We start from the raw sequence: 12,169 nt of genomic DNA, 5'->3' as shown, positions 1-12,169 counted from the left end.
CCCATCTTACCTGGAGCCGTTCCGCTTCAAATGGCCATTTGAAGCGATCAGAAGGGCTCCCACTAAAATGTAGAGGGCGACGGGCGCCGAAACCGGCGGCCACTTTCGGCTGTCACGCTCTATGGAGCCTGGCCGATCCACTCCCAGTGCCAGGGCTCGAAGGGATAGTTCACGAAGCCGAATCGATGGGCGTTGGCCAGCATCCAGCGATAGGTCGCGGTGTTGCTCATATGCAGCCGGTTCGGGTCGGCGCTGGAATCGGGCCCATAGCCCGGCGCCTGGCCGACATAGAGGTCCAGGGCCAGGCCGGTGCGATGCGGCGAGCAGGTCGCCCTGACGACGCCGTCGCAATTGCCGTCGGTCACGCAGCGGACCGCGTCGGCGTCCGGATCGCGGTAGCCGGAGAAGATGGTCAGACTCCGGCTGTCCTTGGCGATGGCCGGGACCCGCTTGGCCGCCGCCACCATCCGGCGATAGGCGTCCAGCGCCCCGGACCGCAGCGCAATGGTCTTGCCGCCGTAGCTCTCGGCCGGCGCGGCGAGGTCCAGGGCCGTGAACGCCGGCGGCGGTGGGCAATAGCCTTTGACATTGACCATCACAAAGGGCCGCCGCTCCTGCCAGACGCCCTTGAAGACGTTGAAGGTCGCGGCATCCATCTGACCGGTGCCCCTCAGGCGGAAGCGTTTCTGGAAGCCGGCCAACAGTTGCGAGAACCGCGAGGTGTCGGGGGCGCAGAGCGTCCCCAGTTCGCGCTGGATCATCGGGGCATAGGTCTCCCAGCCCACCTCGTCACGGCGGAAGGGCGCCCAGGAGAGGCTGCGCAGGGACGAGGCGTTGATCCGCGCCGGGGGCTCGAAGGTGGCCACCGTGCAGGCCGAGCGCGAGGTCTGGGCGCTGGCCGTCGCTCCACCCAGCATGACGGCGCCGGCCACCATCGCCCCGGCCATCCGCCGGAACCGTCCAAAGCTTGAGGGCTTCCTGGTCACGACGCCCATTGTGAGCGGCTTATGGCGGAGGTCCACTGATGAACTGGTCTGCATCGATCCTTGTCCTCACGGTCGCGCTGGCCGCCTGCTCCGAGCCGCCTCCGGGCGGCAAGACCGCCCCTCCGGCAGTCAACGCGCAAGCTGCGCCGGCGCTGCAAGACATCGCCACCCAGCCGCTGGCCGTGCCATCCCCGGTCACCGGCTCGACCTCGGAACAGGGCAAGGCCATCGACGCCGCCGTCCTGCCGGCCGCCACGGTGAAGGACGCGGTCGCCCTGAAGCCAGCCCTGGTCCGCGCCCAGGTCCTGCTCGACCGCGCTCACTTCTCGCCGGGCGTCATCGACGGCGCCAAGGGCGAGAACATGCGCCAGGCGGTCTCGGCCTTCCAGGGCGCCAGGAACCTGACCGCGACCGGCGAACTGGATGAGGCCACCTGGAACGCGCTGACCGCCGGCGCCATTCCGGTGACCCAGGACTATGTGATCACCGCCGACGACGTCGCGGGCCCGTTCGTGAAGATTCCCGCCAAGAGCGAGGACCAGGCCAAGCTGGAGAAGCTCGGCTTCGCCACTCCGGCCGAGATGTTCGCTGAGCGCTTCCATATGGACGAGCGTCTGCTCAAGGCCCTGAACCCCGAGGTCGATTTCGCCGTCGCCGGGACCACCATCGTCGTCGTGGCGCCCGGCGTCGACAAGCTGGAGGCCGCCGTCACCCGCATCGAGGTGGACAAGGCTGAGCGCGAGGTCCGCGCCTATGGCGAGGGGAATGTCCTGCTGGCGGTCTATCCGGCCTCCGTGGGGTCCACCGAGCGGCCCGCGCCTTCCGGTGAGTGGGCGGTGCGGACCATCGCCCCCAACCCCACCTGGATCTACGACCCCAAGCGCCTGACCTTTGGCGACGGCAAGAAGGGCAAGTTCACCATCGCCGCCGGCCCCAACAATCCGGTGGGCTCCATGTGGATCGACCTCACCAAGGACACCTACGGCATCCATGGCGGACCCGACCCTGTCCTGATCGGCAAGACCGCCAGTCACGGCTGCGTGCGGCTGACCAACTGGGACGCCAACGAACTGGGCGCCGCCGTCAAAAAGGGCGCGGTGGTGGTGTTTATGGGCTCTGAAACCAAAGCGGGAAAAACGACAGCGTGATCAACGAGCTGGCCATTTTAACCGGTCAGTCAGAAACCAAGGTTACTCAGAGAATACCCAGAATGGGTGTGACCAAGAGTCTCGGAGTGACGCAATGTCAGGGCAAGCGGCGAAGACCGTGATCGCGACGATGAACCGGATCGACCGGGCGACGAAGCGCACCCTGCGGGACCGGGAGCGCAAGGAACGTCCGGCGGCCCGCGCCAAGAAGCCCGACACCACGGTGGCCAACGCCGCCAAGTACGACAAGCTGGTCGAAAACCTCACCCGCGCCCACTGCATCAAGTACGCCCGCAAGGACTGGAACACGATCGCCTCCCTGGGCCTGGTGGAGCCGGCGCCACGCACCCACACCAAGGAACAGATCGCCCGAAAGAAGCTGGCCCGTTACGAGCCCGGCCTGATCGACGCCCTGTTTGGCCTGGGCGCCGACCGCCGGCGGGCCCTGGCCGAGGCCGTGCTGACCGCCGCCAAGGAGGACGCCGACCTCTACAACCGCGGCAAACGGGCCGCCGAGGCGCACAATCTCGACGTCAACCTGGCCTCAAGTGTGCTGGCCATGGACCTCTCCGCCATCGAACAGACCCTGAGGATCAACCTCGACCTGGAGGCCATCACCCCGGCCCTCGAGGGGTTCGCCATCGCCATGCCCTCGTCTGGGCGGATCATCGTCTATCTGGACGCCCTGGAACTGGACGCCATTCCCGACGAGGCGATCATCGCCGTCGACAATGAGCGGGCCGGATACGCCGTGATGCCGATGGCCAACATCCAGGAGATGCACATCTCCAACGTCTGCTCCATCACCCTGCGCATCGGGACCGAGGTGCTGGCGGTGGTGGGCGGCGACTCCGTCGAGGTGGTGACCCGCTGCCACCTGCCGGGCCGCACCGGCGAATACGAACAGCACCCGGTGCTCTACGTGCGCCTGCCCCACGCGGCCCTGTCGCGCATGGACCTCACCCGGCTTGAGCCCGTCTCCTGCATTACCGCCCTGGGCGGGCGCCTGGACTGGGACGCCTCGCGCGGTTTCGCCCCCATCCGCATCGACGACCTGCGGCTCACCGACCCCACCCCCGAGGCCGCCCCGCGCCAGGTGGCCTGACCCGGGCGGCTAGGCCGGCGACGGCGCTGATTCATCCACCTCCTGCGCCGGCGCGTCCGGTGCGTCCGGAACCGCAGGCTCTGCGACGGGCGTCGGCTCCGGCGTGGGCGCCGCTATGGGCGTGGGCTCCGGTGGAGGCGCGGGTTCAGGCGCGGGCGGTGGAACGGGTGCGGGCTCGGACTCCGGTGGCGGGGCTGGCTCCGGCGCGGGCGCCGGGGGCGGCGGAGGTGCCGGCTCCGGAGTCGGCGGGGCTGGCGCCAGCTCAGGTTCCGGCGCCGGAGGAACGGGCGGGGGCGGCGGACTTGGTGGAGCAGGCGGCGGCGGCGGCGGTGCGGGCGCTGGTGGCGGTGGCGGCGGCGGGGCAGGCGGCGCCACCGACGGGTCGGGCTTCAACACCAGAACCGCGATCCAGGCCATGGGCCGCCCCGTGGTGATCGGACCGCCGGCCAGGGTCCGCTCGGTCTTGGTGACCGTGTCGCCGACATTGCCGCCGATGGTGTGGACCACGTGCTTGGGCGCGCGCGCCACCTGGCTGACGACGTCGCAGTGGCTCTCGTAGGAATAGGCGCCGCGGCTGGATGAGGCGCGCTCGACCCCGGCCAGGACCTGGGTGAAGGACCGCACCGGGCTCGCATTGCGGGAGTAGCAGACCACGTCCCCGACCCGCGGCTCGACCCAGCTCGGGTCGCAGGCCAGGTAGGCATAGGCGTTGCGCCCAAACCCGTAGCCGTCGACGGCGGCCTGGATATAGCCCGCATGGGCGGCGGCGGGGCGGAACTGGTCGCTGGTCAGGCCGGCGCGCTTCATCACCGACGAGACGAAAACCGCCGACCAGGGCAGGGACGAGGTGGACGAGCGCTTGATGGCCCCGGCGATGGCCCGCGCCGGTGGGGTGCCCGCGCCGAACTTGGCGGTGGCGGCCTCAATATTGGCCTTGCTGTTGGCCTTCAGGATCTGCGGCGTGCCCCCGCTGATCACGACTTCATACGGGAAGGTCAGCATGTTGTCGTAGCCGGTGAAGGCCCAGAACTGCCAGACGGCGTCCCAGGACAGCGACCCGGCCAGGGCGCCGTCCCCCTGTTTCTCGATCACCGCGTCGGCGGCGGTCTCCTTGACCCGGCCGTAGCCGAACTTGGCCCACTGGTCGGTGGCCACCCGCGCGATCTCGGCGCCGATGGGCGGCGGCGGCCGGGCGGCGGCCGAGGTGCAGGCGGCCTTCAGCTCGGCGCGGTCGATGACATAGCCGGCCGCGCGGGCGGGGGGCGGGGCGGCGACCACGCAGGTGGCCAGGGCGCCGGCCAGCAGCAGGGATCTCATGGCTGGCCTCCCGGGCAGCCGGGCAGGAAGACCACGTCGCACGGCGGGGCGTAGGGCTCCTCGGTCAGGCCCACGTCGCTGGCCTTCAGCCGGCTGTTCCTGATCCACGAGGCGCGCTCGGTGTCGTCCAGGCCTTCCTGGCCCAGCGCCTCGATGAAATAGACCGCATCCCGTCCGAGCTGATAGCTGCGCGCGCCGGGGGAGGAAAAGGGCGTGACATTGGCGATCAGTCGCCGGGCCTGCCAGTTGGTCATGCGTCCGGCGCGGACCGTGGCCGAGAGGTCGACGATCTGGGCCTCGCTGAGCGGCGGATAGTCCAGCGACCGGTCCAGGAAATAGGCGAAGTCCATCCTGGTCGGCGTCAGGCCCGCCCGCGCATAGAGGTCGTAGTGGCGGGCGATGCGGCGGCCCAAATAGCCGTTCGGCCCCAGGAAATAGCCGTCATAGCCGGCGCGGATCTCCGGGCGCCCCGCCAGCTTGGCGAAGATGATGCGGAAATTTTCGCGGCGCTCGGAATCGTCGAACACCGGCTTGAGGATCACCGCCGCGCTGGCGCACCAGTCGGGCCTGGACTGGTCGATCAGCTGGTCCAGCAGCGGCCCCTCCTCGGCGAAGGCCTCGCGCACCATGGGGCCGGTGACCGGGCTGGCGGTCAGGGCCGACAGCGCCCGCTGGAACGTGCAACCATGGCCGGCCGTCGACTTGTAGGGGCCCCAGCTGAAGATCGCCGCCGGATCGGCGCTGGCGAAGCCCGAGCCCCGGTCCCAGTCCCACAGGGTGCGGTCATAGTCGGGCGTCAGGGGCGCGGCGCCGAAGGCGATCACCTTGGCTCGGTCCAGGGTGGAGGGCGGCGGCCGGTTCATGAGCTTGACCCACAGCTTCTCGTCGGCCGCGCCCACAGGGGTCGCCTTCTCGAACCAGCGCTTGCGGCAGGTGCGCAGGGCCGCGAGCGCGTCGGCGGAGGCCTTGTCCAGCCGGTTCGGGGACATCTGCAGCGGCGCGGCCACGGCGGGGTCGACCCGCTTGCACTTTTCCAGTTCGCTCGCCACGGCGGTCGAAAGCGGGCTGATGAAGCCCCAACTTGAGTCCGTCAGCCGCCAGGTCCGCGCCTGGGCGCTGAGGTTCACATAGCTGGGCGCGCGGACCAGAACGCCGGCGGCGGCCGGCGCGGCCCAGGCCAGCCAGGCGGTCAAGCCGATGATCAGATGTGCGGAGCGGCCCCACGCCATAGCTCTTCCCCTTAAGGTAGAGCGTCGCGCGCGAACGCTGTTAGGTCAACGGTTCAGCTTCGCCATTTCAGGACGGCGGCCTCCACCGGATTGCGGAACGGGCGGCCCTCCTTGCGGCTGGCGGTCCATTCGCGCTTCAGCTGCTGGTACCACTTGGCCTGGCGGTCGGCGTCGTCGATCCACAGCAGCGAAGGGTCATAGCGCAGGCCCTCGTTCTGCAGGTTCACCATGTCCCCATCCTGGCGCAGGAAGATCCGCGCGCCCCAGGCCACGAAGGGCTTGAGGAACAGGAAGGCCGGGTGATCGGACCAGACGATCTGGGTGATCCTGGTCTGGGTTTCGTTGACCGGGGTCAGGCAGGTCAGCGACAGCACCTGCCGCTTGCCGACCGTGACATGCTCCCAGCGCAGGCCGGGAATCCGGAAGGTGATCTCGGTCAGGGGCTCGCCGCCCAACACCACATAGGCGCGGCTGTTCTTGGACGGCTCATGGCGGACCATGGCGAAGCCGGCCTCGCGGGGCTCGAACTTCTTGGCCTTGTCGTGCTGGCTCTTGGCCGAGCGCCACCACCACTGCTGGTGCACATAGGGGCCGTGGGCCGGGTCCATCAGCCCCACCACGGCGTGGTCGATATGGGCGTCGAACACCATGCGGTCCACCAGCTTGGGCGCCCCGCCCACCACGCCCTCGAACACCGGCGGCGGCTCGCTGGGTTGCCCGTCGAAGCGCGGATCGGAACTGACCCAGACGAAGACCAGGCCCTGGCTCTCGGCGGCGGGATAGTGGCGCACCCGGATGCGGCTGACGTCCATCGCCTGCTCGGCCACCAGGGACGGGATCGCCGTACAGGCGCCGTCGCCCCCGAACCGCCAGCCGTGATAGGGACAGGCCACCACCTCGCGGCCATCGGCCTCGGTGGTCAGGGTCCCCGCCGACAGCGGCGCGGCCCGGTGCGGACAGATGTCCTTCATGGCGTGCACGCAGCCCTTGCGGTCCCGGTACAGCAGCACCGGCTCGCCCAGCAGCTCGTAGCGCTGCAGCTTGCCCGGCTTCAGGTCGCTGGAGAGCGCCGCGAAATACCAGATATCGCCCAGGAACCCGCGCCCGAACCGAGCCTCGGCGGCGGGGGCTTTTGCGGACTTGGTGTCACCGTCGGCCATGGGGTCCTTGTAGCGGTTCAGGGCCGTCGTATGAAGGCCACGGCGTAGGGAGCCAACTCGACCCGTCCGGGCGCCGCCTTGGCCTGGATCAAACCGGGCAATGAGACGGGGTCGCCGGCCAGCCCGGCCTGCTCGAAGACGGCGGGTTCGGCGCCCATGTTGAACAGGCAGAGCACCCGCTCATCCCCCTGCGTCCGCGTGAAGGCCAGCACCTGGCCCGCCGCTGGCAGCATCTCGATCTCGCCTCGCGTCAGGGCCGGCGACGCCTTGCGCAGGGCGATCAGGGCCTTGGAGAAGGCCAGGGTGGAGTCGGGATCCGCCGCCTGGGCCGCCACCGTCAGGTCGCGGTGCTCCGGCGCGCTGGGCAGCCAGGGCTTGGCGCTGGAGAAGCCGAGGTTTTCGCCGGGCGCCCATGGCATCGGCGTGCGCGAGCCGTCGCGGCCCTTGGAGATCGGCCAGTAGAGGTCGCCCACCGGATCTCGGATCTCGGTCCGGGTCAGGCTCTGGGCCTGCGGCAAACCCAGTTCCTCGCCCTGATACAGCAGCGTCGTACCCTTCAGCGACAGCAAGAGCGCCAGCATCAGCCGCGCGACCTGCTCGCCGCCGCCAAACCGGGTGGCGGTACGCATGATGTCGTGGTTGCAGAAGGAGATGCAGGGCCAGTGCCCCGGATGCCGCGCCAGGGTCTCGAAATGGTCGCGGAAGATCTGCGGATTGAGCTTTCGCGCATGCAGCAGCACGAAGGTATAGGCCGAATGCAGCCCGTCTTCCGGCGTGCAATAGGCGCCGCACCGCTCCTCTTCCTCCGAGAATTCCCCGAACACGAACCGGTCGCCGTGGCCGTCCACCCGGGTGCGGATCTCGTCCAGCAGCGGGATGTTCTCGGGCAGGTTGCTGTCGTTCAGGTGGACCTGCATCTCGCTGGCGTGGGCCCAGTGGTGGCGGGTCCGCTCCGGCGCCGGCACGGCCGGATTATCGGTCAGGCTGTCGTCGTGCAGGAAGGTGCCGGCCACATCCAGCCGGAAGCCGTCGATCCCCTTGGCCAGCCAGAAGTCCAGCACGCTGATGGCCGCCTCCTTGGCGTCGGGATTGCGCCAGTTCAGCTTGGGCTGCTGGCGCAGGAACTTGTGGTGATAGTGCTGCCGCCGCGCCGGCTGGTAGGCCCAGGCCGGGCCGCCGAACACCGACAGCCAGTTGTTGGGCGCGGTCCCGTCCTGCGCCGGATCGGCCCAGACGTACCAGCTGGCCTTCTCCCCATCGGGCCCGCCGTCGCGGCTGGCGGCGAACCAGGCGTGCTCGTCGGAGGTATGGGACAGCACCTCGTCCAGCATGACCTTCAGGCCGCGCCCGTGGGCGGCCTCCACCAGGGCCTCGAGGTCGGCCATCGATCCGTAGTCGGGATGCACGCCCTCGAAATCGGAGACGTCATAGCCCCAGTCGCGGTTGGGCGAGGGGTGGACCGGGGAGAGCCAGATGGCGTCGACCCCCAGGTCCTTGATGTAGTCCAGCTTGGCCGCGACGCCCGCGAGGTCACCGTGGCCGTCGCCGTCGCTGTCGAAGAAGCTGCGGACATAGATGTGGTAGACGACCGCGCCCTTCCACCAGGGCGCGGCCGACACCCTAGGCCTCGTCGGCGCGGCTGATGATCCGCGAGACGATGCCGTATTCCTTGGCGGCCTCGGCCCCCATCCAGAAGTTCCGGATCGTGTCCTTGACCACCTTCTCGTAGGACTGGCCGGTCTCGCGCGCGATCATGCGGTTGACCCGCTCACGCATCTTCACGATCTCCTCGGCCTCGATCTCGATGTCCGAGGCCTGACCGCGCACCCCGCCCGAGGGCTGGTGCAGCAGGAAGCGGGTGTTGGGCAGGCACAGCCGGTTTTCCTTGGGCGCGCCCAGATAGATGTGGGCGCCGGCGCTGGCGACCCAGCCGGTGCCGATCATCTTCACCTTGGGACCGCAGAAGGTGATCATGTCGTGGATGGTGTCGCCGCTCTCGACGTGGCCGCCGGGGGAATTGACGATCACCCGGATGTCGGCGTCGCTGTCGTTGGACAGGGCCAGCAGCTGGGCCGTGACCCGCTCGGCCAAACGCATGTCGATCTCACCAAAGATCAGCACCGTGCGGGACTTGTAGAGCCCGTTCTGCACTGGGCCGGCCGTCATCGGCATGTCGGGCTTGCGGGCGCTGTCGCCCTCTTCGTCTTCGTCCAACCGCCAATTGCGCATTCGAAAAGTCTCCAGGTCTCAAGTTGGACGGAACGTGCGTTGCGCCGCAGCGGATCGCAAGGTGTGCAGGGTTAAGATCGGCTGTTTAATTGGGTGAAACCGCGGACGTGTGGTCACGGTGACGCCTAAAAAGGTCGACCACGAACCTCACGAACGACACGAACAATACAACAGGTGTCATCCCTGAGGCGCGCAGCGCTTGTCCAGGACCCATATGCGCGCGGTATGCCGGAGAAATCGGTGAGGAGGGCCCCCGGGTCTTCCGCTGGCCCGGACACCCGGATGACACCACTGGCGTGACGCTGCCTGTTCGTGTCGTTCGTGAGGTTCGTGGTTCCTCGTCTTCCCCCTACCGGGCCGCCGTGGCGATCAGGCGGGCGTAGAACTGCACGCACTGCTCCAGGTTGGCCAGGGACAGGTGCTCGTTGGTGCCGTGGATCATCGTCGTCCCCGCCAGCGAGAAGGTCATCGGCTGGAAGCGGTAGACGTCCTTGGCCACCGGACCGAGGTAGCGGCTGTCGGTGCCGGCGGTCACCAGGCCGGGCGCCACGGGCGCCTTGGCGAGGTCCCCCGCCACCGCCGCGATGGTCTTCCAGCCCAGCGAACTGGTGGAGGACACCGGCGACGGCTCGTCGGGCGTCTTCACCCAGGTCAGGTCCACGGGCAGGTCGCCCACGGCGGCCTTGGCCTTGGCCATCACATCGGCCGAGGTGTCGCCCGGCGCGATCCGATAGTTGATCCAGGCCGTGGCGTCCTGCGGCAGCACATTCTCCTTGGGGCTGCCCTTCAGCATGGTGGGCGCGATGGTGGTGTGCAGCAGCGCCGCGCCTGCAGGCGTCGCGGCGGTCTGGGCCACGATCAGGGGGGAGAACAGCCAGCTGTTGGCCACCGCCATCCGGATGGCCGGCGGGCCGCCGGGCGCCAGGCTGGTGAGCATGGCCGCGCCGGGGCCGGAGAACTTCATCGGGAAGGGGTTCTCGGCGATGGCGGTCACCGCCTTGGAGAGCGTCACCACCCCGCCGCCGTCCTTGGGCGGGGAGGAGGAGTGGCCGCCGGGCGCGCGGGCGGTCACCTTCAGGGTGCCATAGCCCTTCTCGGCCAGGCCGATCAGCACCACCGGGCCGCCGGTGATCGGGTTGTCGGAGATCACCGCCTGGCCCTCGTCCAGCACGAACTCGGCGCGGATGCCCTTGGCCTTCATCCAGGCCGCCGCGGCGCGCGCGCCCTCGCCGCGCACCTCCTCGTCATGGCTGGAGACGATCATCACCGTGCGCCGGGGCTTGAAGCCCTGCCGGGCCAGGATCTCGACGCCTTCGAACAGGGTCACCAGGGAGCCCTTGTCGTCGATGGCGCCCCGGCCCCAGACGGCGCCGTCGGCGATCACCCCGCTGAACGGCGGATGCTTCCAGTCGGCCTCGGTGCCCGGGGTCACCGGCACCACGTCCTGGTGCGCCATCAGCACGATGGGGGCGAGCGCCGGGTCGGAGCCTTTCCAGGTGTAGATCAGGGTGTGGCCGGCCACGACCTCGCGGCCCATGGCGGCGTGGGCGGCCGGATAGGTGGCGGTGAGCCAGGTGTGCAGCCGGTCCCATTCGGCGGGCTGGTCATCGGCCCGGTCCTGGTGGCTGATGGTTCGGATCTGGATGGCTTGGGACAGGTGCTGGGCGGCCAGGGCCCGGTCCACGGCCACCGCTGGCGCGAGCTTGACGCCGGAGAGGTCCGCCGCCGCCGGCGCCTTGAAGGTCGCGGTGCGCACCGCGATCACGCCCGCCAGCAGGACAGCGGCCCCACCCAGGCCCAGGCCGATCTTCGCCGCCGTTTTCATCGTCCCCACCCCAAATGATCGTGGACCCTAGGCTGTTCTCGCAAGGTCAGGAAAGAGCTGTGCTAGACTGCTAATCGCGCGCCAAAGGAAACCATGAGGAAGCTTCACCGTTAGTCCCCCATGGCTTACCGCGCCCCCCGTCATCCCCACACCGAAAAACACGCCCGCCACCAGACCATCATCGCGCGGGTCGTGGGCCTGGTCCTGATCTGGGGCATCGTCGGTATCATGGCCCTGCTGGCCGAGCGGTCCATTCCGGTCCAGCACCTGCCCTGGAAGACCCTCAGCGTCATCGACCCCATCGGCGTGGCCACCAAGGCCAAGGCGGCCCGCACCGGCGAGGACGCCGCCGCCTGCCGCGCGGTCCTCGCCCAGGGCGGTCTCAGCTTCCGGGAAGTGGAGGAAACCTCCGCCGACGGAACTTGCCAGGTTCGCGGCGCCCTGCGGATCACCGGCGGCATGGCGCCCCTGCGCCCCGCGGACGTCTCCATGACCTGCAAGGAGACCCTTGCGGTCTCCATCTGGGAGCGCCAGGTGGTCCAGCCCGCCGCCTTCGAGGTGCTGGGGGAGGCGGTCACCGCCATCGACAACTACGGCTCCTATTCCTGCCGCAACATCTACGGCCTGCCCACCAGCCGGGTCAGTGAGCACGCCAGCGCCAACGCCCTGGATGTCGCCGGCTTCCGGCTGGCCAACGGCGAAACCATCAGTGTGCTGAAGGACTGGAACGATCCGGGCCCCAAGGGCCGCTTCCTGCGCCGGGTCCGCGACGAGGGCTGCCGGGTGTTCACCACCGTCCTGTCCCCCGACTACAACGCCGCCCACGCCAACCACTTCCACCTCGACATGGGCGGCGAGGCGCTCTGCAGTTAAGGCCGCGGACGGAACAAACGCGGAATTAACGCAAAATTCACCATGGTTAACAGACGGAACCGAGGGTGAACGAACCGGGCCCGAATCGGAGTCGTGGCCATCCTTCCTCCCCTGTGAAGCGGAGCGGAACGGGGGAGGGGGACCGCCCGCAGGGTGGTGGAGGGGGCGAGCCTCAAGCTCAGAGCCCGGTCGCGGGGGGGGGGGGGGGGGGGGGGGGGGGGGGGGGGGGGGGGGGGGGGGGGGGGGGGGGGGGGGGGGGGGGGGGGGGGGGGGGGGGGGGGGGGGGGGGGGGGGGGG

10 protein-coding genes are annotated in these 12,169 nt (G+C 69.4%); 3 read left to right on the top strand and 7 right to left on the bottom strand.

Annotated elements, in window-relative coordinates:
* Positions 1-119: 119 nt before the first annotated feature.
* On the bottom strand, positions 120-947 hold the full coding sequence (locus Q8N10_RS19170) for a D-alanyl-D-alanine carboxypeptidase family protein (RefSeq protein WP_304782904.1): 828 nt from the start codon (positions 945-947) through the stop codon (positions 120-122).
* Between the two features lie 77 nt (positions 948-1,024).
* Here Q8N10_RS19170 and Q8N10_RS19165 point away from each other — a divergent pair, with 77 nt between their 5' ends.
* A complete protein-coding gene (locus Q8N10_RS19165) occupies positions 1,025-2,134 on the top strand; it encodes a L,D-transpeptidase (protein ID WP_304782907.1) in 1,110 nt (369 codons plus the stop codon).
* Between the two features lie 94 nt (positions 2,135-2,228).
* Positions 2,229-3,239 carry a hypothetical protein gene (locus Q8N10_RS19160; RefSeq protein ID WP_305663977.1) on the top strand — a complete coding sequence of 337 codons (1,011 nt, stop codon included), beginning with the start codon at positions 2,229-2,231 and terminating at the stop codon, positions 3,237-3,239.
* A gap of 9 nt (positions 3,240-3,248) precedes the next feature.
* Here the strand turns inward: Q8N10_RS19160 and Q8N10_RS19155 are convergent, their stop codons facing one another.
* The 6 genes from Q8N10_RS19155 to Q8N10_RS19130 all read right to left on the bottom strand — a co-directional run bounded on the left by Q8N10_RS19155 (position 3,249) and on the right by Q8N10_RS19130 (position 10,999).
* Positions 3,249-4,556 (bottom strand): DUF2272 domain-containing protein, encoded by a 1,308-nt coding sequence (locus tag Q8N10_RS19155; RefSeq protein WP_304782914.1) that lies wholly within the window; start codon positions 4,554-4,556, stop codon positions 3,249-3,251.
* Positions 4,553-5,785 (bottom strand): hypothetical protein, encoded by a 1,233-nt coding sequence (locus Q8N10_RS19150; RefSeq protein ID WP_304782917.1) that lies wholly within the window; start codon positions 5,783-5,785, stop codon positions 4,553-4,555. Before Q8N10_RS19150 ends, Q8N10_RS19155 begins: the two co-directional genes overlap by 4 nt.
* A gap of 53 nt (positions 5,786-5,838) precedes the next feature.
* Complete coding sequence (locus Q8N10_RS19145) at positions 5,839-6,945, bottom strand: aromatic ring-hydroxylating dioxygenase subunit alpha (RefSeq protein ID WP_304782919.1); 1,107 nt, start codon at positions 6,943-6,945, stop codon at positions 5,839-5,841.
* A 17-nt stretch (positions 6,946-6,962) separates the two neighbouring features.
* Complete coding sequence (locus Q8N10_RS19140) at positions 6,963-8,564, bottom strand: alpha-amylase family glycosyl hydrolase (protein ID WP_304782922.1); 1,602 nt, start codon at positions 8,562-8,564, stop codon at positions 6,963-6,965.
* Between the two features lies 1 nt (position 8,565).
* Positions 8,566-9,174, bottom strand: coding sequence for an ATP-dependent Clp protease proteolytic subunit (locus tag Q8N10_RS19135; protein ID WP_304782925.1), 609 nt, complete (start codon positions 9,172-9,174; stop codon positions 8,566-8,568).
* Positions 9,175-9,523: 349 nt separating this feature from the next.
* Positions 9,524-10,999, bottom strand: a complete 1,476-nt coding sequence (locus Q8N10_RS19130) for a M20 family peptidase (protein WP_304782927.1) — start codon at positions 10,997-10,999, stop codon at positions 9,524-9,526.
* A 120-nt stretch (positions 11,000-11,119) separates the two neighbouring features.
* Between Q8N10_RS19130 and Q8N10_RS19125 the strand changes: the two genes are divergently transcribed.
* Positions 11,120-11,872 carry an extensin family protein gene (locus Q8N10_RS19125; RefSeq protein WP_304782930.1) on the top strand — a complete coding sequence of 251 codons (753 nt, stop codon included), beginning with the start codon at positions 11,120-11,122 and terminating at the stop codon, positions 11,870-11,872.
* The last annotated feature ends 297 nt before the right edge of the window (positions 11,873-12,169 follow it).

This window comes from Phenylobacterium sp. (assembly GCF_030693625.1).
In the GTDB taxonomy this organism is placed as follows: domain Bacteria; phylum Pseudomonadota; class Alphaproteobacteria; order Caulobacterales; family Caulobacteraceae; genus Phenylobacterium; species Phenylobacterium ferrooxidans.
Note: the sequence above shows the minus strand (reverse complement) of the source record. Positions and strands in the feature narration are given on the sequence as shown.